The 20,550-nt window shown below is 67.4% G+C and carries 20 protein-coding genes; 19 read left to right on the forward strand and 1 reads right to left on the reverse strand.

Annotated features, from left to right (window positions below; translation table 11 throughout):
* Positions 1–133: 133 nt before the first annotated feature.
* The 12 genes from atpB to HDC34_RS08510 all read left to right on the forward strand — a co-directional run bounded on the left by atpB (position 134) and on the right by HDC34_RS08510 (position 12,886).
* A complete protein-coding gene (atpB, locus tag HDC34_RS08455) occupies positions 134–961 on the forward strand; it encodes a F0F1 ATP synthase subunit A (protein ID WP_104312599.1) in 828 nt (275 codons plus the stop codon).
* A gap of 58 nt (positions 962–1,019) precedes the next feature.
* The gene (gene atpE, locus HDC34_RS08460; RefSeq protein WP_104241494.1) at positions 1,020–1,250 is read left to right on the forward strand and encodes an ATP synthase F0 subunit C; all 231 of its coding nucleotides are present in this window, start codon (positions 1,020–1,022) and stop codon (positions 1,248–1,250) included.
* A 12-nt stretch (positions 1,251–1,262) separates the two neighbouring features.
* Entirely contained in the window at positions 1,263–1,832 is a 570-nt protein-coding gene (locus tag HDC34_RS08465; RefSeq protein WP_104312149.1) for a F0F1 ATP synthase subunit B, read from the forward strand.
* Positions 1,832–2,623, forward strand: a complete 792-nt coding sequence (locus HDC34_RS08470; protein WP_179556541.1) for a F0F1 ATP synthase subunit delta — start codon at positions 1,832–1,834, stop codon at positions 2,621–2,623. Before HDC34_RS08465 ends, HDC34_RS08470 begins: the two co-directional genes overlap by 1 nt.
* A 52-nt stretch (positions 2,624–2,675) precedes the next feature.
* Positions 2,676–4,301, forward strand: coding sequence for a F0F1 ATP synthase subunit alpha (atpA, locus tag HDC34_RS08475; protein WP_179556542.1), 1,626 nt, complete (start codon positions 2,676–2,678; stop codon positions 4,299–4,301).
* Between the two features lie 38 nt (positions 4,302–4,339).
* On the forward strand, positions 4,340–5,236 hold the full coding sequence (locus HDC34_RS08480) for a F0F1 ATP synthase subunit gamma (protein ID WP_179556543.1): 897 nt from the start codon (positions 4,340–4,342) through the stop codon (positions 5,234–5,236).
* Between the two features lie 30 nt (positions 5,237–5,266).
* Positions 5,267–6,733: a F0F1 ATP synthase subunit beta gene (gene atpD / locus HDC34_RS08485; RefSeq protein WP_104312145.1), complete on the forward strand. Its 1,467-nt coding sequence runs from the start codon at positions 5,267–5,269 to the stop codon at positions 6,731–6,733.
* Between the two features lie 2 nt (positions 6,734–6,735).
* The gene (locus tag HDC34_RS08490; RefSeq protein ID WP_104253476.1) at positions 6,736–7,014 is read left to right on the forward strand and encodes a F0F1 ATP synthase subunit epsilon; all 279 of its coding nucleotides are present in this window, start codon (positions 6,736–6,738) and stop codon (positions 7,012–7,014) included.
* Complete coding sequence (locus HDC34_RS08495; protein WP_179556544.1) at positions 7,011–7,826, forward strand: peroxide stress protein YaaA; 816 nt, start codon at positions 7,011–7,013, stop codon at positions 7,824–7,826. The genes HDC34_RS08490 and HDC34_RS08495 overlap by 4 nt, the downstream gene beginning before the upstream one ends.
* A gap of 171 nt (positions 7,827–7,997) precedes the next feature.
* A complete protein-coding gene (locus HDC34_RS18050) occupies positions 7,998–8,750 on the forward strand; it encodes a DUF5684 domain-containing protein (RefSeq protein ID WP_179556545.1) in 753 nt (250 codons plus the stop codon).
* Positions 8,751–8,937: 187 nt separating this feature from the next.
* The gene (locus tag HDC34_RS08505) at positions 8,938–10,023 is read left to right on the forward strand and encodes a DUF4192 family protein (protein ID WP_179556546.1); all 1,086 of its coding nucleotides are present in this window, start codon (positions 8,938–8,940) and stop codon (positions 10,021–10,023) included.
* Positions 9,986–12,886 carry an FtsK/SpoIIIE domain-containing protein gene (locus tag HDC34_RS08510; RefSeq protein ID WP_179556547.1) on the forward strand — a complete coding sequence of 967 codons (2,901 nt, stop codon included), beginning with the start codon at positions 9,986–9,988 and terminating at the stop codon, positions 12,884–12,886. The genes HDC34_RS08505 and HDC34_RS08510 overlap by 38 nt, the downstream gene beginning before the upstream one ends.
* Here HDC34_RS08510 and HDC34_RS08515 read toward each other — a convergent pair.
* Positions 12,883–13,896, reverse strand: coding sequence for an asparaginase (locus tag HDC34_RS08515; protein WP_104312139.1), 1,014 nt, complete (start codon positions 13,894–13,896; stop codon positions 12,883–12,885). The two genes, HDC34_RS08510 and HDC34_RS08515, sit on opposite strands and share 4 nt — an antisense overlap.
* A 112-nt stretch (positions 13,897–14,008) precedes the next feature.
* On the opposite strand from HDC34_RS08515, the gene HDC34_RS08520 reads away from it, so the two are divergent.
* The 7 genes from HDC34_RS08520 to HDC34_RS08550 all read left to right on the forward strand — a co-directional run bounded on the left by HDC34_RS08520 (position 14,009) and on the right by HDC34_RS08550 (position 20,550).
* Positions 14,009–15,346 (forward strand): site-2 protease family protein, encoded by a 1,338-nt coding sequence (locus tag HDC34_RS08520; RefSeq protein ID WP_308807290.1) that lies wholly within the window; start codon positions 14,009–14,011, stop codon positions 15,344–15,346.
* 137 nt (positions 15,347–15,483) lie between these two features.
* Positions 15,484–16,488: an AAA family ATPase gene (locus tag HDC34_RS08525; protein ID WP_371029531.1), complete on the forward strand. Its 1,005-nt coding sequence runs from the start codon at positions 15,484–15,486 to the stop codon at positions 16,486–16,488.
* Between the two features lie 2 nt (positions 16,489–16,490).
* Entirely contained in the window at positions 16,491–17,387 is an 897-nt protein-coding gene (locus HDC34_RS08530; RefSeq protein WP_179556549.1) for a DUF58 domain-containing protein, read from the forward strand.
* Positions 17,374–17,862, forward strand: coding sequence for a hypothetical protein (locus HDC34_RS08535; protein WP_179556550.1), 489 nt, complete (start codon positions 17,374–17,376; stop codon positions 17,860–17,862). The genes HDC34_RS08530 and HDC34_RS08535 overlap by 14 nt, the downstream gene beginning before the upstream one ends.
* Positions 17,853–18,848, forward strand: a complete 996-nt coding sequence (locus HDC34_RS08540) for a hypothetical protein (RefSeq protein WP_179556551.1) — start codon at positions 17,853–17,855, stop codon at positions 18,846–18,848. Before HDC34_RS08535 ends, HDC34_RS08540 begins: the two co-directional genes overlap by 10 nt.
* A complete protein-coding gene (locus HDC34_RS08545) occupies positions 18,845–19,831 on the forward strand; it encodes a VWA domain-containing protein (RefSeq protein ID WP_179556552.1) in 987 nt (328 codons plus the stop codon). The genes HDC34_RS08540 and HDC34_RS08545 overlap by 4 nt, the downstream gene beginning before the upstream one ends.
* Positions 19,828–20,550, forward strand: coding sequence for a hypothetical protein (locus HDC34_RS08550; protein WP_179556553.1), 723 nt, complete (start codon positions 19,828–19,830; stop codon positions 20,548–20,550). Before HDC34_RS08545 ends, HDC34_RS08550 begins: the two co-directional genes overlap by 4 nt.

A 20,550-nucleotide genomic window follows, 5' to 3' on the forward strand; every position in this document is an offset into this window, starting at 1 on the left:
GGGGATTTCTTGATAGGCTGATCCAGGTGCGCCGAGAAGGGGTCCTTCTCGTGTGCTCACCCGCCCGAACTCATCGAAGCGCAGCAAAGACAGCTGCGCCCCGAGACAGGAGAGTGCTCTGTTCGCCTCAGCCCTGAATCTGCCAGTTTTCATCGCTGCCGCGGAGGACAACAGCATCTTCCACCCGCCGTCGCTTGACCACGAGTTCTTCCTCGAGGCAGTGGCGTTCGCCGGCACCCCCTTCGAGCTGAACCGCATCATCCTCGTGCGGCTCTTCGCGATCGCGATCCTCCTGCTCCTCTTCTGGCTCGCACTGCGCAGCCCGAAGGTCATCCCGGGCAAGGGACAGTCGCTCGCTGAGATCGCCATCGGCTTCGTGAAGTCGCAGATCGCGGACGGCATCCTCGGAGAGAAGCTCGGCCATAAGTACCTGCCGCTGCTCTCCGCCATGTTCTTCGGCATCTTCGCGATGAACATCACCGGCATCATCCCCGGCCTGAACATCGCCGGAACCGCGCTCATCGGCATGCCGCTCGTGCTGGCCGTCGTCTCGTACATCGCCTTCATCTACGCGGGCTTCCGCGAGGCCGGGCCCGGAACGTTCTTCAAGAACGCGCTCTTCCCGAGCGGTGTGCCGTGGCCGATGTACATCCTCCTGACGCCGATCGAGTTCATCAACATCTTCATCGTGCGCCCCGTGTCGCTCGCCCTGCGACTCTTCCTCAACATGATGGTCGGCCACCTCCTGCTCGTCCTGACGTTCAGCGCGACGAACTTCTTCGTCATCCAGTACTCGATGAACGGCCCAGGCGGCCCCCTCGACATGCTGTTCGGCATCCCCACGCTCCTTGGCGGCTTCGTCATGACGCTCGTCGAGATCCTCGCGTCGGTCCTCCAGGCCTTCGTATTCACCCTCCTGACCGCGGTCTTCATCCAGCAGGCCGCCGCCAAGAGCCACTAAGACCCACCTGACTCACGCGAAGCAACCTGCTTCACCACCCATACGGAAGGAAACCCCTGTGGAAACCACCACGCTCGCCGAGATCTCCGGCAACATCGCTACCGTCGGCTACGGCCTCTCTGCAATCGGCCCCGGCATCGGCATCGGTATCGTCGCCGGCAAGACCGTCGAGGCCATGGCACGTCAGCCCGAGATGGCTGGCCGCCTCCAGGTCACCATGTTCCTCGGTATCGCCTTCACCGAGCTGCTCGCCTTCATCGGCGTCGCAACGTTCTTCATCTTCCAGTAAGCGGGTCCGCACATGAGCACCTTCGTACTGTCGGCGGCAACGTCGACGCTCGCAGCGGAAGAGGGCGGCAACGTCCTCCTTCCCGCTACGTATGACATTGTCTGGTCGTTGGTCGTCTTCGTTGTGCTCGGATTCTTCTTCTGGAAGTTCGCCATCCCGGCACTCCGCAAGGTTCTCGACGAGCGCGAAGCGCAGATCGAGGGCGGCATCCGCAAGGCGGAGATCGCTCAGGCCGAGGCCGCTGCCAAGCGCGACGAGAACGAGAAGCTTCTCGCCGCCGCGCGAACCGAAGCCGCGGAGATCCGCGAGCAGGCTCGCGTCGACGCAGACCAGATCAAGGTCCAGAAGAAGGCCGAGACGCAGGCTGAGCTCGACCGGATGACCGCTTCCGCAAAGGCGCAGATCGAGGCGGAGCGCCAGACGGCGATCGTCTCGCTCCGCGCCGAGGTGGGCACGCTCGCACTCGACCTCGCCTCCGGCGTCGTCGGTGAGAGCCTGCGCGAGGACAGCCGTTCGACGGCCTACGTCGACCGGTTCCTGAGCGACCTCGACAACGACCAGAAGGCAGGAACGCACAGCTGATGGGAAGCGCGACCAGACACGCACTGGCAGCCCTCAAGAACAGCGTCGACGGCTGGGGCCAGGCAGAGCTTGGAGATGCTGAGCAGGTGTTCGCGGCGGTCAACGCGGCGGGCGCCAACCAGCACCTCCTCGCAGCACTGTCCAACCCCGCCGCCGACGTCAGCGCCAGGCGCGAGCTCGCAGGGAAGGTCTTCGGATCGCACCTCGGCCCGCGTGCGCTGCAGCTCCTCCAGGACGCTGTCAGCCAGACCTGGTCGAGCAACCATGAGTTCGCGCTCGGCCTGCAGGAACTCGCAGTCCGTGCCACGGCCCAGACCGCAGGAGAGCAGTCGGCGATCGCCGGCGAGCTCACCACGGTCGCTGACACGATCAGCGCCAACCCGGAGCTCGAGCTCACGCTCGGGTCGCGCCTCGGAGACTCGGCTGTCAAGTCGCAGCTCATCGAACGCCTCTTCGCGGGCAAGATCAGCGCGCCAAGCCTGCTGATCCTCCGTGAGCTCGTGGGCAACCCGCTCGGTCGCCGCACGCGCCGCCTCCTCACGTGGGCTGGCGAAGTGGTTGCCGACCAGGCAGGCCGCTCGGTCGCAACGGTCACGGTGGCGAGTCCGCTCGCCCCCGAGCAGCTTGCGAAGCTCGAGGCGGGACTGACGCGTCGCTTCAACCGACGCGTCTCCGTCACGACGGTCATCGACCCGAAGATCATCGGCGGCCTGCGCGTGCAGCTTGGCGATGACGTGATCGACGACAGCGTCGCCGCTCGACTCAACAACCTCCGCCTGCAGCTCGCCTGAGCCTCACGCACTGAAACTCTCGGGGCGAGGCCCCGGACGACAAGGGAAGAACATGTCAGAACTCACAATCAATCCGGATGAGATCCGCGACGCGCTTCAGCAGTTCGCTTCCTCATACCGTCCGGAAGGCGCCACGGCGACCGAGGTCGGCACCGTGGTTGACGCCTCGGACGGCATCGCGCACGTCGAGGGTCTCCCTGGCGTCATGGCCAACGAGCTCATCACCTTCGCCGACGGGACGCTCGGTCTGGCCCAGAACCTCGACGAGAGCAGCATCGGCGTCATCGTCCTCGGCGAGTTCCAGGGCATCGTCGAGGGCATGGAAGTCCGCCGCACCGGCGAGGTCCTCTCCGTCCCAGTCGGCGACGGCTACCTCGGCCGCGTCGTCGACCCGCTCGGGAACGCGATCGACGGACTCGGCGAGATCGCGACGTCCGGTCGCCGCGCCCTCGAGCTCCAGGCTCCAGGCGTCATGGACCGCAAGTCGGTGCACGAGCCACTCGAGACCGGCATCAAGGCCATCGACGCGATGATCCCCGTCGGCCGTGGCCAGCGACAGCTGATCATCGGCGACCGCCAGACCGGCAAGACGGCCATCGCGATCGACGCCATCATCAACCAGAAGGCCAACTGGGAGTCGGGCGACGTCAACAAGCAGGTTCGCTGCATCTACGTCGCCGTCGGCCAGAAGGGCTCGACCATCGCCTCCGTCAAGGGCGCGCTGGAAGACGCCGGAGCAATGGAGTACACGACGATCGTCGCGTCTCCCGCATCCGACCCTGCAGGCTTCAAGTACCTCGCTCCGTACACCGGCTCGGCCATCGGCCAGCAGTGGATGTACGAGGGCAAGCACGTCCTCATCGTCTTCGACGACCTGTCGAAGCAGGCTGAGGCTTACCGCGCCGTCTCGCTCCTCCTGCGCCGCCCGCCGGGCCGCGAGGCCTACCCGGGTGACGTGTTCTACCTGCACTCCCGTCTGCTCGAGCGTTGCGCGAAGCTCTCCGACGCGATGGGTGCAGGCTCGATGACCGGTCTTCCGATCATCGAGACGAAGGCCAACGACGTCTCCGCGTACATCCCGACCAACGTGATCTCGATCACCGACGGCCAGATCTTCCTCCAGTCCGACCTCTTCAACGCCAACCAGCGTCCTGCGGTCGACGTCGGAATCTCCGTCTCGCGAGTCGGTGGCGACGCACAGCAGAAGCACATCAAGAAGGTCTCGGGAACGCTCAAGCTTGAGCTCGCCCAGTACCGTTCGCAGCAGGCCTTCGCGATGTTCGCGTCCGACCTCGACGCGACGACGCGCAAGCAGCTCGAGCGTGGCGCACGCCTCACCGAGCTCCTCAAGCAGCCGCAGTACTCGCCGTACCCCGTCGAGCAGCAGGTCGTCGCGATCTGGGCCGGAACCAACGGCAAGCTCGACCTCGTCCCGGTCGACGAGGTGCTCCGCTTCGAGCGCGAGCTCCTCGAGTACCTCGAGCGCAACACCGACGTCCTCAGCCTCCTCCGCGACAGCGGGAAGCTCGAAGACGAAACGCTGAAGGCCATGGCCGACGGTGTCGACGCCTTCGTGAAGACGTACCTCAAGAACGACGGAACTCCGCTCGTCGCAAGCGCCGAACAGGTCGCCGCTGACGAGATCGAGCAGGAGAAGATCGTCAAGAAGCGCCGCTAGGCGCCCTCGACGACTTCGACGACGAGCACAGGAGAAGCATGGGAGCACAACTTCGGGTCTACCGGCAGAAGATCAAGTCTGCCCAGACGATGAAGAAGGTCACCCGCGCCATGGAGCTGATCGCCACTTCGCGCATCACCAAGGCGCGGAAACGCATGGCCGAGTCGAACCCGTACGCGCAGGCCATCACCGAGGCAGTCTCGGCAGTGGCCAGCTACACGGACATCGATCACATCCTCGTCACCGAGCGTGAAGAGGTCCGCCGTGTCGCGGTCGTCGTCTTCACGAGCGACCGAGGCCTCAACGGAGCCTTCTCCTCGAGCGTGCTTCGCGAGGCCGAAGGCCTCACGAACCTCCTCGAATCAGAGGGCAAGGAAGTCGTCCACTACCTCATCGGGCGCAAGGCGGTCGGCTACTTCGCCTTCCGCAAGCGCGCAAGCGAGAAGCAGTGGACGGGCTCGACGGACCTCCCGGTCTTCCAGACCGCGAAGGAGCTCGGCGAGGCACTGGTCGAACGGTTCACGATTCCGTTCGAAGAAGGCGGCGTGGAGGAGATCCACTACGTCTACAACCGGTTCCAGTCGATGGTCACGCAGACGCCGACCGTCGTACGGCTCCTGCCGCTCGAGGTCGTCGAAAGCGACGACGTCGCGGAAGAGGCCCCGCTGCTCCCGCTGTACGAGTTCGAGCCGGATGCGGAGACGGTGCTCCACGCACTGCTTCCCGACTACATCCAGGCGCGCCTCTTCAACGCCATGCTGCACTCCGCCGCATCCGAGCACGCTGCCCGTCAGCGCGCGATGAGCGCGGCTTCCGACAACGCAGACACCCTGGTGCGCGACTACACCAGGCTCGCGAACAACGCGCGCCAGGCAGAGATCACGCAGCAGATTTCCGAGATCGTGGGCGGCGCGGACGCGCTCGCAACCGCATAACCGCGCGAACACGCAAGAAAAGGACAAGACATGACGACGCACATCGTCTCCGACAGGGAAGACACGAAGGCTCCGGCCGGTGTCGGCCGGATCGCCCGTGTCACGGGTCCCGTTGTCGACATCGAGTTCCCGCATGACGCCATCCCAGGCATCTACCACGCGCTCGAGACCGAGGTCAGCCTCGGCGACCAGTCGCTCAAGCTCACGCTCGAGGTCGCACAGCACCTCGGCGACGACCTCGTCCGCGCCATCGCGCTCAAGCCGACCGACGGACTCGTCCGCGGCCAGGAAGTCCGCGACACGGGAGCCCCCATCTCGGTGCCCGTCGGCGACGTCACCAAGGGCAAGGTCTTCAGCGTCACCGGTGAAGTGCTCAACGAGACGATGATCTCCGAGCCCTACGAGATCACCGAGCGCTGGCCCATCCACCGCGAGCCCCCGGCCTTCGACCAGCTCGAGTCGAAGACCGAGCTCTTCGAGACCGGCATCAAGAGCATTGACCTGCTCACCCCGTACGTCCAGGGTGGAAAGATCGGCCTCTTCGGTGGAGCCGGTGTCGGCAAGACCGTCCTCATCCAGGAGATGATCCAGCGCGTCGCACAGGACCACGGCGGCGTCTCGGTGTTCGCCGGTGTCGGGGAGCGCACGCGTGAGGGCAACGACCTCATCTACGAGATGGAAGAAGCAGGCGTCTTCGACAAGACCGCGCTTGTGTTCGGCCAGATGGACGAGCCGCCGGGAACTCGACTCCGCGTCGCGCTCTCGGCCCTCACCATGGCTGAGTATTTCCGCGACGTGCAGAAGCAGGACGTGCTGCTTTTCATCGACAACATCTTCCGCTTCACGCAGGCCGGTTCCGAGGTCTCCACGCTGCTCGGCCGCATGCCGTCCGCCGTTGGATACCAGCCCAACCTCGCCGACGAGATGGGTGTGCTCCAGGAGCGCATCACGTCGACGCGTGGCCACTCGATCACGTCGCTCCAGGCCATCTACGTGCCTGCTGACGACTACACCGACCCGGCCCCCGCGACGACGTTCGCCCACCTCGACGCCACGACGGAGCTCTCGCGAGAGATCGCCTCGAAGGGCCTCTACCCGGCCATCGACCCGCTCACGTCGACGAGCCGCATCCTCGACCCCCGTTACCTGGGCGCCGACCACTACCGGGTCGCGACCGAGGTCAAGCAGATCCTCCAGAAGAACAAGGAACTGCAGGAGATCATCGCGATCCTCGGTGTCGACGAGCTCTCCGAGGAAGACAAGATCACCGTCTCCCGCGCTCGCCGCATCCAGCAGTTCCTCTCGCAGAACACCTACATGGCGAAGAAGTTCACGGGTGTCGAGGGTTCGACGGTTCCGCTCAAGGAGACCATCGAGTCGTTCGACGCCATCGCCAAGGGTGACTTCGACCACGTCGCCGAGCAGGCCTTCTTCAACGTCGGTGGAATCAACGACGTCGAAGAGAAGTGGGCGCAGATGCAGAAGGACAACGCATAGTCATGGCAGGCAAAGGCGAACTGACCGTCAAGGTCGTCGAAGCAACCAAGCTCGTCTGGGAAGGCAGCGCGACCATGGTCGTCGCTCGCACCTCCGAGGGCGAGATCGGAATCCTCTCCGGCCACGAGCCTGTGCTCGCTGCCCTGGGTGCCGGACAGGTTCGCATCACGGCTTCCGACGGATCGAAGATCGTCGCCAACGCCGAGGGCGGCTTCCTCTCGGTGAACAGCGACGTCGTCACGGTCGTCGCCGGCGAGGCTGAACTCGTCTCCGGGGAGTGACCGAAGGTCTCCTGCTGCTGTTGCCGCCGTCCGAAACCAAACGGGACGGCGGCAACGCTGCGTTCACGGGCGAATTGGTCGAGAGCCCGGAAGCAGGCGGGCTCAGCTGGTCGGAGACATTCGCGGCGACGCGTGAGCTCGTCGTCAGCGAGCTGCACAGCCTCTCCCACGACCGCGAGACAGCCCGCAAGGTGCTCAAGATCTCCGAGAAGCAAGCGGAGATCGAACTCAACAGGAACCGCACGCTCCGCTCAGCCCCTCGCATGCCAGCGCTGCTCCGGTATACAGGTGTGCTCTACGACGCCCTCGACGCCCCGACCCTGACGGCGTCCCAGCTGAGCTGGGCGGCGCACCACGTGGCGGTTCACTCCGCCCTGTTCGGGCTCGTCGGCGGGGGAGAAGGCATCCCCGCCTACCGGCTCTCTGCGGCGTCACGGCTCGGCGGTGTCGCGGCCGCACGCCGGTGGGCTCCAGCGGCGAGCCAGGCGCTGTCGGCGCATAGAGGTCTTGTGGTGGACCTTCGATCAAAGGCGTATTCAGCGCTCGGGCCCGTCGAAGCCGCTCAGCAGCATGTGTCCATCGACGTCGTCTCGAGGTCCGCCGACGGCGCCGTGCGCTCACTCAACCACTTCAACAAGCGAGGCAAGGGCCTCTTCACCCGCGGTCTCATCACGCGCGCCTCGTCGCAGCCCGACCGGGCGGCGGCGCTGCAGGATGCGGAAGAGCTGGCGGACTTCTGCCGCGAGGCCGGTTGGGAACTCGAACCAACAGGACCGGGCGCCGCGCGGCTGATCGTGCCGGAAGGCCTCTGAGCCCACCGCCACAGGCAGCAGCGCTTCCGACGCCAGGCGCGCAGGGGAGCGCTCCCCATCGACAAAGTCGTTGAAACGCCGCTACTTTGTACCATGTCTGCGATTTCTGGCTCATGCGCACTCCCCGCGCTCGACGCAGACGTCGACTGAATATCAGAAAGTGACTCCTCAATGGAAATCATCGCTTACGGCGATCAGGCTGCTGCCGGTATCGGCGCCCTCGGGATCCTCCTGTGGCTCGTCATCGTGCTCGGCGCGTACGCGCTCACCGCGTGGATCATGTCCAAGGTGTTCACGAAGATGGGCATCGAGGCCTGGAAGGCCTGGGTTCCGGTCTACAACTCGTGGACATTCGTCGAGGCCGCGGGCTTCCCCGGTTGGTGGGTCCTCGTCGGCTTCATCCCCGGCGTCAACATCGCGCTCGTCGTCCTCATGGCGATCGCCGCCTACCGCATCGGTCTTGGCTTCGGCAAGAGCGGCGTCTGGGTGCTGCTCTACATCTTCCTCCCTATCGTGTGGCTCGCCATCATCGGCTTCGACAGCTCGCGTTGGAACCCGGCACTCATGAACCTCGGGGGCCAGTACGGCCAGCAGCAGGGCGCAGTCGGCTACGCGCCTGGGGCCCAGGGGCAGGCATACGGACAGGCACCGGTGCAGTCGGGCTACGGACAGACTCCCGCCCAGCCGTATGGTCAGGCCCCGGCCCAGCCCAACGGCCAGCAGCCCTATGGTCAGGCCCCGGCCCAGCCCAACGGCCAGCAGCCCTATAGTCAGGCCCCGGCGCAGCAGCCGTATGGGCAGCCGCCGTACGGCCAGGCACCGACGCAGCAGCCGTACGGGCAGCCTCCCGTTCAGCAGCCGCCGCTTGGCCGGGCCCCCGAGAACCAGCAGCCCTACGGTCAGCAGCCCCCGGCTCAGCACTGACAGCGCACTGGACGCGGCGTCGTCCAGCCCCGAAGCACGGCACGCGGATATTCTTCCGCGTGCCGTGCTTCTTTCACGTCGTCGTCTGCTGCGTTCACTTCGTCGTCACAGACGCGTGAGTTTCGCGCTGTCCACAGGCGAGGCCGCCACGGAACCGCGCCGTTGACGTGAGGCCTAGCGTCTGGGCATGCAACAGATTCGCCTCAGCACGCCGAAGCAGATCCTCGACGCCGTGCCTCGTCTCCTCGGCTACTCACCCGTCGGCTCCCTTGTCGCCATACCGCTCAGCGGGAAACGGGGAGGCGTGGTCCTTCGCTTCGACTTGCCGGAGGTGCCGGAGCCATCTTCGGCGGGTGCGGCCCCGTACGCGAACGCGGTGATCGGTCACCTCTCGCACCTGAGAAGCATCGAGCGAGTCGTCTTCGTCCTGTGCCCGGACCTGCCCTTCGGGTCCGGGCCGCGGCCCCCCTTCTCCGTGGTTGCCGAGGAGCTCGTCGCAGCGGCAGACCGCGCGGGAATCGAGGTGGCTGCCTGCATCTGCCGAGCTGCTGACGCCTGGGGTGTCTACGGATGCGACGACGTCGACTGCTGTGACATCGGCCCGCGCGCGCTGGGCTCGCAGGAGGAGTGGGTGCAGGCTACGGCAAAGCCGGGGGACGAGTCGCTGATCACGCCCGCGTCCGTGACCAGGAGGCTTCGATTTGCGGAGGAGGATGAGCGACACTGGCAGCACCACGACGGCGAGGATGACCTGCCATCGATGCGGCAGCGGTGGCTTGCGGCCTTCGCGCCTGACACGTTCCGCGCTGCTCCGGCAGACGCGGAACTCGCACATCTGCTCTGTACGCTCCGAGGTCGCCACACCTCGGAACTCCTCCTCGTGACGATCGGGTTCGGCGCCCACAGCGACCTGCTCTCGCTGGCGCCGGTCTGGAGCACGGTGATGGGCGAGGAGGACGTGCACCGACCCTTGCCCGAGTTCTCCCGCAGACGTGTTCGCCAAGCCGCCGCGATCCTCCGACGTCTCGCCGAGCTCGTCGACCTCGACGATGAACCCGTGCTCCTTGCCAGCATGAGCTGGCTCGAATGGGCCTCGGGGCGTTCGAGCGCCGCGGCGGCCTTCGCGAAGAGAGCCCTCGGCGTCAGCGCGGACGATCCGCTTGCCTCGAGTGTCGCCTGGCTCGTCGAACGGTGCGTGGTTCCACCCTGGCTCGCCGTTGTCGAACAGTGGTCGGATGAGCCGGAAGCCGCCGCTGCAGGACGTGACGACTGAGCGGAGTGACGGGCCGCCGGACGAGCAGGCGCGGCCCCGGCTGATCGAGCCCGTCCTGTGCCTGCCGTCGCCCGTCGCCGATGCGAGAGTGGTGGCGTTTCCCATCATCATGGCCTCGGCTCCGGTCGTCGTTGCGATCCTGCTCTGGCTGCTTCTGGGGTCACCCGCGATGCTTGCGTTCGCCCTGCTCGGTCCCGTCATGGCGGTGGCCAGCTACGCGGAGTCGAGACGTCAGGCGAGCGCCCAGCAGACGCGCGCGCAGGCCATGTTCGACCGCGAACTCGACGCGTGCATCCAGCAGGCTCGGTCGCTCGCCGCGGACGAGCTGCGGAGGCTGGAGGCCCTCGCTGCGGAGACCTGCACCGCTCGGGCGGCACCTCGCCTGCAAGCCCAGGAGCGCTTCTGCCTCGGATCCGGCTCGGTGCGCCTGCGCGTCCCCATGTCCGGAGAGCTGCGCCACCTCCCCGAAGACGTGCGTTCACGTCTCGATCACGTCCTCACGCTCGACGACGCTCCCGTCTTCGGAGGCGGTGCGACGTTCGAGATAACCGGGAGTCCCAGCCTGGTGCTCGCGGCAGGGCGCGCGCTGCTCGTCCAGCATGCGGCGTGCGCGGGCGAGGTCCGCATCTGTGCTGGCGTTCCGGGGGCACTCTTGGCTCAGGAACTGTCCACGCTTGGCCGCCCGTGGAGGTGGGGCGACGCGCAGGTCGCCGAGGGCGGGTTGCTCCTCGTTCTCTCAGAAGGCCGAGATATCGAATCGTCGAACGCGGCGCCGGTTCGCGTCCATGTGCAGAGCGCGTCGGCCGCGAGCGTCGTGCTCGAGAACGGCAGTCGCGTCACGCTGCGGCCCAGGTTCATGACGGCGGAGCAGCTGCGCGCGTCCGGTCCGAGCCGTTCCGACGAGGCTGGTCAGGCGGGCGTCGACGGCAAGGACGCCGGAGAACTGCGACGTGCCGCTTCGATCACGAGCCGAGGCGGGGCCCAGCCAGTGAGGTTGGAAGGCGCCGGCCTGTTCGCCGAGCTCGGCACGCACGGCACCGCGCTGTTCGGCATCGACCTCGTCACCGACGGCCCGCACGCGGTCATCGGGGGCACGACCGGTTCGGGGAAGAGCGAGCTGCTCGTGACCTGGGTGCTGGCGCTGACAGAATCGAGGTCCACTCGCGAGGTACAGGTGCTGTGCTTCGACTTCAAGGGCGGCGCGACGTTCGACCCACTGGCCGAGCTCCCGCACTGTGTGGGGATCGTGACCGACTTGGATGCTGCCGAGGCGCAACGGGCGGCGATCAGCCTGCGCGCCGAGCTCCGCGAGCGTGAACGTGCGCTCCGAGCTGCCGGTGCGACCCACATCGGCCAGCTGCCCGGCCTCGCACGGTTGGTCGTCATCGTCGACGAGTACCAGGCGCTTGTGGACGCCGGTGCCGCGCTGCATTCCGTGTTCGCGGACATCTCATCGAGGGGGAGGAGCCTCGGGATGCACCTCGTCCTGTGCTCCCAGCAGCCTGCGATCGCGGTCCGTGGGACGACGCTGGCCAACTGCAGCATTCGCATCTGCCTCCGCGTGGTCGCGGACGCGGACAGCACCGCGCTGATCGGCACCGCGTCCGCCGCGCGCCTGCCGGCCGACTCACCCGGGCTCGCCCTGGTCGTGCGCGACAGCCGGATCGTCGAAGTCCAGGTGCGGCAGCGTGAGCGACTGGCCGTGGCGGGCCTCGTCCTGGCGGCCGTCGAACGTGAAGCTCACCTCGGTCATCTGCCGCCGCAGCGGCCGTGGCTCCCTGCCCTTCCCTCGCGGATCGCGCTTGCCGCGATCGCGGAGGACGGTCCGGGCCTCGCATTCGGGCTGAGCGACGACACGGACGCTCGCGAGCAGCGACCGGCTCGCTTTGATGCAGGTCTCGGCGCGATGGCCGTCATCGGCGGGCCTCGAACCGGCAAGACCGGCTGCCTCACGGTGCTCGTCGAGGCGTCCGGCGAGCGGTCCGACTCTGCCGTCGGGCGGATCACCGTCCTGTCGTCGGACCCTGAGTCCGCCTGGGACCAGCTGTGCGCCGCAGACCTCGCGTCGAGCCCGGGCTTGCTGGTCGTCGATGACATCGATGCGCTCCTCGCCGGGGTGGAGGAGCCGCACCGCACCGCCATGACCGAGCACCTCGTGCGCCTCATCAAGGCCTCCGCATCCTGCTCACCGGCTGTTGCGTTCTCGCTGAGTCGGGTGACGGGCGGGACAGCCGCGCTTGTCGCCTCCGCCGCCCAGACGCTCCGCCTGGTCGGCGGTGACCGCAGCGCGTACGTCATGGCGGGCGGGCAGGCTTCGGAGCACGACGCGGATGCCCCAGCCGGCCGGGCGGTCTGGCGGGGGAGAGCCTGTCAGGTCGCACAGGCGTCCCGGCCGATCAGCAACCGCGATCGCGACGCCGAGGCTGCGACGGATCGGCTCGCTCCGGTGCACGGAGAGACCGACCGAGAGCTGCTCGTGGTGGCGCGGCAGCCCGCCACGATGCGGCGCCTCCTCGAGGCAAGGGGGTTCGTGTGCACGGATCTCGCGGACTGGTGCGCGGCGACAACCGTGACTCGTGGCCACCCCGAGCGGGGCGGCTCGGAGCCGCGGAGCGTTCAGCGAGCCGTCATCGGCGACGTCGAGACGTGGCAAGGTCGCTTCGGGGTCCTGGCGAGGCTCTCCGCCGAGCACCGCGTGCTGCTGTCCGGTGTGACCCCCGGAGAGCACCGGTCGCTCCTCAGAGGCGATCCTCTGCCACCGCTGGTCGTCGACGCGTCGCGCAGCGCTGTGCTCCGCCACGGTCGAGGCACGATGGAACGCATCCGCTGGTCGAACGAGGAGAGGTCCCTCAGCAGTGCCTAGAGGCTCGTCGGAACTCCGCTGCCGACCATGATCTCGCCGACGAGGACGCCACCGCCCATGACCTCGAGCCCAAGCCGCGGCAGCAGCTGCTGCACTCGGCCCACATCGACGGCACCGGCGGCAACGAGCAGCTGCAGTCCCACGAGCGTCGTTCCACGACTGGAGCCGTCGAGCATCTTCATCGCGACAGCGGTGCCGTCCGGCGAGGCGAGGATGAGGACACCTTCAGCGCCGGACTTCGCGAGGACACCGAGCTCGGAGATGACGAGGGAGTTCGGGCGCCCGTGGCCCTCGAGAAGCCAGCCGTTGGAGAGCACGGAGCGCCACACCGCGGCGGCAGCTTTGAAGAGCGGAAACGGGGAAGACGGACTCGCCGTGGCGAGCCGGCTCGCCGCCGCCGCGAGACCGACGAGGCTCACGGCGAAGACCGGCGCGCCGCATCCGTCGACACCGACCGCGCTCGGGCGCTCCCTGGTCATGCGCTCGACCGTGTCCTTGATAGCCACCTGGAGCGGATGATCTGCCGCCAGGTACCCCTCCGTCGGCCACCCCTGGGCGACGCAGGCCGCCAGCATCGCAGCGTGCTTGCCGCTGCACTCCATGTACACGGGGGAGGATGCCTCGCCGGCGCGTACGAGCGCGTCTCTGGATGCACGATCTCGGGGCCAGGAGGCGGGGCAGGCGAGCGCCCGGTCGTCGAGCCCGCTGGCGTGCAGGATCTCCCGCACGTGTGCGACGTGGTCTGGAGATCCGGAGTGGCTGCCGCAGGCGATCGCCGTCTGCTCGTCGGTCAGCTGCGCGCCGAGCGTCAGCGCGGTCTGCGCTTGGAAGAGCTTGAGGGTCGAGCGTGGGAACACGGGCTGATGCCCGTCTCCCAGCTCGGCTCGGATCGTAGCGTCCGGGTTGGTCAGGACCGCAGCGCCGACGTGCCGGGATTCGATGAACCCTGAGCGGACGACAACGGCGAGTTCGACGGCGGCTGCAGCGTGCAGCGTTGATGCTTCGCTCATGATCGGGCAAGCCTACGCGGTGGGGGACTCGCACCGCCGGTACGCGGGCGGCCCGGCGGGCAAGGCAGATCGACAGCATGCGAGCGACAAGGCAGGTCTACGCTTGACCCCCGTGGAATCAGTCTTGCTCTTCATCGTCGGCGTCCTGGCCGCAGTCATCGGCCTCGCCGCGTCTGTCGCGCTCCACGAAGTCGGCCACCTCGTCCCGGCCAAGCGCTTCGGAGTGCGTGTCACGCAGTACATGGTGGGGTTCGGGCCGACGCTCTTCTCGCGCAAGCGGGGTGAGACGGAGTACGGCGTGAAGGCCATCCCGCTCGGCGGCTACGTCGCCATGATCGGCATGTACCCGCCTGCCAAGGCTGGCCAGGCCGCACGCACAGGTGGGACCGGGTTCATGTCGAGCATGATCGACGATGCCAGGCTGGCGTCCGCGGAAGGAGTGGCTCCAGGGGAGGAGTCGCGCACGTATTCTGCGCTCCCCGTGTGGAAGCGCATCGTCATCATGGTCGGGGGACCAGCCATGAACTTCGTCATCGCGATCCTCGGGTTCATGATCGTCTGCTCCGGATTCGGCCTGTACCAGCCGTCGACGACGGTCGGCACGGTCTACGAGTGCGTGGTCCCCGCCGGCTCGGTGGCGCCAGAACCAGGGGAAACGTGCGAGACGCCGGCACCGGCCTTCGAGGCCGGCCTCCTCCCCGGCGACAGGATCACCAGCGTTGACGGCACCGCCACCGACAGCTGGGACCTCCTCCAGGAGACGATCCGCGTGAGCCCGGGGGAGCCGATCTCCGTGGGGGTCGATCGCGCGGGGCAGCAGCTGGAGGTGGAGCTCACCCCACGCGTCAACACCGTCTACGAGCTCGACGAGCTGACGGGAGCGCGCGTCGAGGCTGCGGACGGCTCGTTCGTGACGCAAGAGGTCGGGTTCGTCGGCATCACGCCCACGCAGGAGCGCGTCAGGCAGTCGCCGCTCTACGCGTTCACGATGGCCGAGGCCAATGTGCGCGCCGTCGGCAACTTCCTGATCACGATCCCCGAGCGCATCGTCGAGATGTGGAACGCCGGCTTCGGGGGCGCCGAGCGCGACCCGAACGGTCCGATGAGCGTTGTCGGGGTCGGACGGATCACGGGCGAGGTGGCGGCTGAGAGCAGCATCCCCGTCGTCGATCGGGTCGCGACCATCGTGCAGCTGGTCGCATCCGTCAACATCGCCCTCGGCGTCATCAACCTCGTCCCGCTGCCGCCGCTCGACGGCGGGCATGTGCTCGCCGCGCTCATCGATGGTGTCCGCCGCCGGCTGGCCAAGCTGTTCGGTCGCCCCGATCCCGGTCCGTTCGACACGGCGAAGCTCCTCCCCGTCACCCTCGTCATCGCCGGATGCATCATGGCGATGAGCGCACTCTTCATCTATGTCGACATCGTCAATCCGATTCGGCTCTTTCCATAGTCGCTCGCGCGAGACTCGCGGGAGGCTGAACGCGAGTGCCGCACGGTGTCACTACGCTTTCCCTTGCGAATCACTGAAATGCCCCAGACGAGATCAGAAGAGTCGGCAGGTGTGTCCAGCCGCAGGAAGAAGGATCCGTGACGATTGTCGGCGGTCAGCAGCTCAAGCTCAGCCAGCAGGAGCTCCAGGAGGCGGGGCGTGCCATCGGGGCCGTCTCGCAAGCCTTCGCACACAAGGTCGTCGGCCAGACGCAGCTGCGCGAGACACTGCTCGTCGGGCTCATGTCGGGCGGGCATGTCCTCCTCGAGTCCGTTCCCGGCCTCGCGAAGACGACGGCCGCCCAGACGCTCGCCCAGTCGGTCCGTGGGTCGTTCAGCCGCATCCAGTGCACGCCGGACCTCCTGCCGTCAGACATCGTCGGCACACAGATCTACGATGCGGCGGAGCACCGTTTCTCGACTCAGCTCGGGCCCGTGCATGCGAACTTCGTCCTGCTCGACGAGATCAACCGCTCGAGCGCGAAGACGCAGTCCGCGATGCTCGAGGCGATGCAGGAGCGCCAGACCACGATCGGCGGCACGCTGTACCCGCTGCCGGATCCGTTCCTCGTGATCGCCACGCAGAACCCAATCGAGCAGGAAGGCACGTACGTGCTGCCTGAGGCGCAGCTCGACCGCTTCATGCTCAAGGACGTGCTCGAGTACCCGAACCCCGCGGAGGAGGCCGAGATCCTGCGGCGCATCGACGAGGGCGTCTTCGAGCACGGGGAACCAGCCGCGGTGGGGCTGCAGGATGTGACGAGGCTGCAGGAGCTGACGTCGCGGGTGTACGTCGACAAGGCGATCACGGAGTACATCGTCGGGCTCGTCTACGTGACGCGTCACGCCGGGGAGTACATCGGCCCGGAGCTGGCACGGCTCGTCGAGGTCGGCGCGTCGCCGCGCGCCTCGATCAACTTCGCCAAGGGCGCCAGGGCAGTCGCGCTTCTGCAGGGCCGCGACCATGTCGTGCCGGAGGACGTTCGCCGGCTGGCGCACCGCATCCTGCGCCACCGCATCATCCTCGGCTTCGAGGCGGATGCGACGGGTGTCCGCGTCGAGCAGATCATCGACGCGGTGCTCGGGGCTGTTCGTACTCCGTGACCATGTCGAGCGAACGCCCCCTTCTGGCGAAGGTCAAGTCGAAGATGTTCCTGCACGCGCGAAGGCGCGTGCTGCACCTGCTCGACGGCCAGTACGCCTCGCATCTGCGTGGTCGGAGCATGGATTTCGATGACCTCCGCGAGTACGTGGCGGGAGACGAGATCAAGGACATCGACTGGAAGGCGAGCGCGCGAACTGGGCAGCCGCTCGTGAAGCGCTACGTCGCCGAGCGGCGCCACCGTGTGCTCTTCGCCGTCGATGGTGGCCGCAACATGGCGGCGATCTCGGCGAGCGGCGAGCCGAAGCGAGAGGTGCTCGTCACGGCCCTGGGTGTTCTCGGGTATCTCGCCATTCGGCATGGTGATGAAGTCGGCCTCGTGACGGGCAGCTCCGAGGGCATCAGGCAGCTCCCGTTCCGCAGCACGTCGTCCGCGCTCGAGCGGATGCTCCACGCGGTCTACGACTCGGTTGGACTCGAGACGGCGACCAGTGACATGAACGCGGTCCTCGACCGAGTCCGGCTCACGGTGAGGCACCGTGCGCTGCTCGTCGTCATCGCGGACGAGTTCGACTGGGACGAGGAACGTGCTGCTCTCGTGCGTCGGCTCGCGGCTCAGCACGAGATCGTCTGGCTCCAGATCACGGATGCCGAACCCCATCAGCGGGGCGCCCGCGGCGAGCTGGCCTTCGACGTGGAAGGGAACTGGGCGATGCCGAGCCTCTTCGGCGGGGACAGGCTCCTCGAGCGCGAGTTCGAGTACGCGGAGCAGAAGCGAGCGCTCGACATGGAGCGGACGTTCGAGGCGAACGCGGTCTCGTACGCGGAGATCGCGAGCGAGCAGCAGGTCGCGCCGACGCTCCTGGCGCTCTTGAAGGCGAGGATGAATGTTCGTCGCTGATGTCCAACCGCCGGAGGGAACCGTCGTTCCCGTCATCGACTACGCGCAGTTCTGGCTGGTTCTCGGGTTCCTGATCTTGGCGTCCATCGTCGCGTACTACTTCCTCGTGGTCTTCCTGACGCGACCGCGCCCGCCGAAGGCCGCCCCGGTGCTCCCGGCCGCGAGACCGCCAGTCCACGCGCTGCAGCAGGAGTATCTCGAGCGCGTGGACGAGGTTGCCCGTCGTGCGGCGGCCGGCGAGCTGACGCCACGACGTGCTCACGCTGAGCTGAGCGTGCTCGTGCGTGGTTTCGTCGCTGCCGTCTCGACTGTTCCGGCGGACAAGATGACGCTCACCGACTTGAGGCGCACCGAGCTCCGGGGGGTCTCGCACACGGTCGGCCAGTACTACCCCATGGTCTTCGGGGCGCACGATCCGAGCGGCACAGCGGCCGGGATCGCGGCTGCGCGGGAGGTGATCGCGACATGGCGATAGCGATGTGGTGGGTCAGTCTGTCGCTGATCGCAGTGGCGGCGGCCGTCGCGGCCATCGCCTGGTGGCGCGCCCGCAAGCGTGGGCAGTCCGGCGCGATTCCCGTCGCCAACTCCAGGCGCCTCACGAGGCTCCCGGCGTATCGGCGAGCGTTGCTCCGATACTCGAGTCTCATGACCGCGGTCGGGGTCGTGCTCACGATCCTCCTCGCCGTGACGAGCGTCGCGGCCGGCCGCTGGGTGTACCAGCGTGTCGAGTCGCCGGAGAAGTTCAACCGCGACATCGTGCTCTGCCTCGATATCTCGGGCTCCATGGTCGACTACGACGTCGAGGTGCTCGACAGGTACCTCGAGATGCTCCCCGGGTTCGACGGGGAGCGCATGTCGCTCATGCTGTGGGATGCGACGGCGGTGCAGCTGTTCCCGCTGACGGACGACTACGCGTTCGTCGAGACCCAGCTGCAGCAGGTGCGGGATGAGATGGAGTCAGCCTCGGGCGGGTCCAACAGCGAGTACTCGTTCGCCCAGGGCACGCAGGGCGCTGCAGGTGCGTCCCTCGTCGGCGATGGCCTTGCCTCCTGCGCGATGACCTTCGGCGAGTACGATCCGGCCGCCGACGACGGAAGGTCCCGGTCCATCATCTTCGCGACGGACAACGCGGTGAACGGCGACCCGCTCGTCTCGTTCCCGGAGGCCGCCGAGTACACGGAGGAGCGGGGGATCACCATCTACGCGCTTGATGCCAACCAGTTCGAGGATGCGTTCGCGGACCAGTTCCGGACGACGATCCTGCAGGCGGATGGCAGCTACTTCAAGCTCACCGACCCGGCCAGCGTGTCCGGCATCGTCGATCAGATCACGAGCGAGCAGACCTCGCTCATGGTCGGCCAGCCCCAGCTGCTCGTCACCGACCGGCCGAACGTGTGGCTCGTGCTGATGCTCGTCTTCGCATCCATCTACGTCGTGCTGGCCTGGAGGCTCCGACTATGACCTGGAATCCCATACTTCCCCCGGCGCTCCTTGCGCTCGTCGGCATGGTCCTGCTCGGCTTCTGCGTCTTCGCGCTTGTCAGGGCATCCGATCGCCGACGGCGCGTCAACTGGGTCCTGCGCCTCGCCGCCTGTGCGCTGATCGTGGTCGCCGCGTTCCGCCCCGGCATCGGCAGCGCTCCGGCACCGAACCTCCAGAGCGAGGTTGACGTGCTCTTCGTGGTCGACACGACGGCGAGCATGGTCGCAGAGGACTGGGACGGTGCACCGCGGCTCGACGGCGTGAAAGCGGACATCTCAGCGCTGACGGCCGCGCACGAGGGTGCCAGGTTCGGACTCGTGACCTTCGACGCCGCCGCCGTCCAGCGGCTGCCGTTCACCGCCGACACGACCGCGCTCGACGCTCTGCTGCAGACGCTGCGTCCGGAGGTCACCCAGTACTCCCGTGGCAGCTCCATCTCCATCGCAGAGCCGCTGGTCCGGGATGTGCTGGAAGCGGCAGCCGAGGCCGAGCCGGAGCGCGCGAGGCTCGTGTACTACCTGGGCGACGGTGAGCAGACAGCCGAGACGGAGCCGGAGTCGTTCAGCGCTGTCGCGGGCTATCTGGCCGGGGGCGCCGTGCTCGGCTATGGCACTGAGGAGGGCGGGCCCATGAAGGCGACTGCTGGCACGCTCGCGGCGGACGAGCCGAGCTACATCCTCGACGGACAGGGCCAGCAGGCTCGCTCCGTCATCGACACGGCGGCTCTGCAGACCATCGCGGACGACCTCGCGCTGCCGCTCGAGGTGCGCGAGCCTGGCACCGAAGTGGTGCCCGCGGAGGTCGACGGCACGAGGGTGACGCAGACCGGCGGCAGCGCGGAGACGGCGTTCGAGGTGTACTGGATCCTCGCGGCGGCCGCGTTCCTCCTGCTGCTCCGAGACGTCTGGGAGTCCGTGAAGCACTCGATCGAGCTCAGCAGAGCAAGGGGAGGAACGGCATGAGTCCTCGCCGGAAGAAGTCGGGCGGTACCCTGCCGGTGGCCGCCGTCGCCGCGAAGCGCAGGCGCAGGTTCATCCTCTTCAGCATCCCGTTCGCGCTCCTGGCGGCCGCGTTCGCGACGAAGCTGATCAGCATGTCGATCATCGCCGACCGCACGGTGTCGCTCTACGCCGACTCCGAGTACGAGGGGAGCATGAACTCCGCGCAGCAGCAGAAGTTCGTGAACATCCTCGAGAGCTGGAAAGCCCCGTACAACACGGGCACGTCGATGCTCCAGCTGGGGCTGCTCGACGAGGCGCGCACCGAGCTCGAAGCGGCCCTGCCCATGGCCGAGCCTCCGCAGCAGTGCCCGATCCGCGCGAATCTCGCCATCACGATCGAGCGCCAGGGCGATGCGCGACTGGCCGCGGACGACACCGCAGGGGCGGTGGCGCTCTGGCAGGAGGCGCTCGCAGTCCTGGATGCCCGCGACCCGAGTTGCGCGTCCACCGAATTCGAGCCCCCGACGGTCGAATCGAGCGAACGCATCCAGCAGAAGCTGCAGCAGCAGTCGGAGGCGCAGGAGCCGAACGAGGGGGAGGAGCCCCCGGAATCGACGCAGTCACCGGAGATGACCGAGCTCGAAGAGCAGCTGCAGGAGAATCAGCAGGACCGACAGGACGAGCTCGACCAGGAGCGCGGCGAGACAGAGGGTGATTCGCTGTACGACAAGCCCTGGTGA

It is taken from the genome of Pseudoclavibacter sp. JAI123, from assembly GCF_013409665.1.
Classification (GTDB): domain Bacteria; phylum Actinomycetota; class Actinomycetes; order Actinomycetales; family Microbacteriaceae; genus Pseudoclavibacter.